This is a genomic window from Methylomonas koyamae (assembly GCF_001644025.1).
In the GTDB taxonomy this organism is placed as follows: Bacteria; Pseudomonadota; Gammaproteobacteria; order Methylococcales; family Methylomonadaceae; genus Methylomonas; species Methylomonas koyamae_A.
Map to the genome: position 1 here is coordinate 1 of NZ_LUUK01000102.1, position 1,352 is coordinate 1,352.

The window sequence follows — 1,352 nt, forward strand, 5'->3', positions numbered from 1 at the left end:
CGGCTTCGGTTATGCCGGTTTGCGCCAGTAATGCCGCTTCGATTTCGCCCAGCTCAATGCGCAGGCCGCGCAGTTTGATCTGATGATCCAGGCGACCCAGGTATTCGATGACGCCGTCACTGCGCCACTTGGCCCGGTCGCCGGTGCGGTATAGGCGGCGGCCGCTGCCGAACGGGTCGGGTATGAAGCGTTCGGCGGTCAGGCCGGGGCGGCGATGGTAGCCACGCGCCAAGCCAAGGCCACCGATGTACAGTTCGCCGGCGACACCCGCCGGTAGCGGGTTGAGGTCGGCATCCAGAATGTGGATTTGGCTGTTGGCAATCGGTTGGCCGATCGGCACGCTGGGTCCGCCATCGGCGCGGCAGGTCCAGTGGGTGACGTCGATCGCGGCTTCGGTGGGGCCATACAGGTTGTCGAGCTCGACGCCGGGCAAACGCTGGAAGACCCGCTGTTGGAGTTCCGCCGACAAGGCTTCGCCACTGCAGACGATGCGTTTCAACGCGGGGAACGCCGGCAGCTCGGGCTGGTTGACGTATTCGGCCAACATGGACGGCACGAAATGCAAAGTGCTGACGCGGTGGTTCAACATGAGTTGGGTCAACGCCGCCGGGTCGCGATGCGCGCCGGGTTCGGCAATCGCCAGACGGGCGCCGGTCAGCAGCGGCCAAAAGAATTCCCACACCGAGACGTCAAAGCTGAATGGGGTTTTTTGCAACACGCTGTCGCCGGGGCCGATCGGATAAGCTTCCTGCATCCAGTGCAGCCGGTTGGCCAGGGCTGCGTGGCTGTTGGCCGCGCCTTTGGGCCGACCGGTGGAACCGGAGGTGTAGATGATGTAGGCCGGGCTTTCCGGATGCAGTCTTGTGCTGGGCGCGATATCCGGTTGACTGTTCAAGTCCAGTTCATCCAGATCGTAGGCTACGCATTGATGCCCTTCAGGGTGCCGCGTACTGCAAAGGCTCTGAAACTTGGGCCACACGGCACCGTGGCTGAGCAACAAGCCGATGCCGGAGTCTTCGATCATGTACGCCAGTCGATCCGCGGGGTAGTCCGGGTCCAGCGGTACATAGGCGCCACCGGCCTTGACGACGGCCAGCAGGCCGACCACCAGTTCGAAGGAGCGTTCGATAGCAATGCCGACCGGGGTCTCCGGACCGACACCCAGGCCTATCAGGTAATGCGCCAAGCGGTTGGCGCGGCTCTCCAGTTCGCCGTAACTCATAGTTTGCGCGCCGAAGCCCAGAGCAATCGCCTCCGGTTGCATCGCGGCACGTTGGCTGATCAGCTCGTGAATCAGGCCTGACGGATAAGCTCTCGCTGTTGAATTCCAGTCGGCAAGCTGGCTTTGCTCG

Annotated in this window: 1 protein-coding gene; it reads right to left on the minus strand. The window is 63.2% G+C overall.

Going from position 1 to position 1,352, the window contains the following annotated elements; translation table 11 throughout:
• A partial coding sequence (locus A1355_RS08590; RefSeq protein ID WP_157197805.1) for an amino acid adenylation domain-containing protein occupies positions 1 to 1,352 on the minus strand: 1,352 nt, incomplete at both ends.